Raw genomic sequence first — 336 nt, 5'->3', positions numbered from 1 at the left:
CTGCAGACATAGATCATTTCACGCAGCACGTGGGGCCGATCGCTCTCCATCAGCATCATCTGCTTCGCGCGGTCATAGACGGTGTCTGGTTGACGAAAAGACACGTGACTTTCCATCCCGATGGCGTCGATGCATTTATCTGGCCCCTTGCTGCCTGTAAGCTCGTTCAGCCTTTCAACAACGCTCTCCTCCAGGAAGTTGATGGTGACCGCGCCGCCCGCTCCGGCCATGGAAAGGCGTTCGGGCAGGCAATCTATGCCCACGACCTGCTTGGCACCGAGAAGAATGGCGCTGCGGATTGCCATCTGCCCCACCGGGCCACAGCCCCAGATCGCG

1 protein-coding gene is annotated in these 336 nt (G+C 59.5%); it reads right to left on the bottom strand.

Annotation, left to right across the window (positions count from 1 at the left end; all coding sequences use genetic code 11):
• On the bottom strand, positions 1 to 336 hold a 336-nt coding region (locus tag AC0L2M_RS34660; RefSeq protein WP_473537278.1), incomplete at both ends, for a zinc-binding dehydrogenase.

This window comes from Mesorhizobium sp. WSM4806 (assembly GCF_055811635.1).
This window is presented reverse-complemented; position numbering and strand designations above follow the sequence as displayed.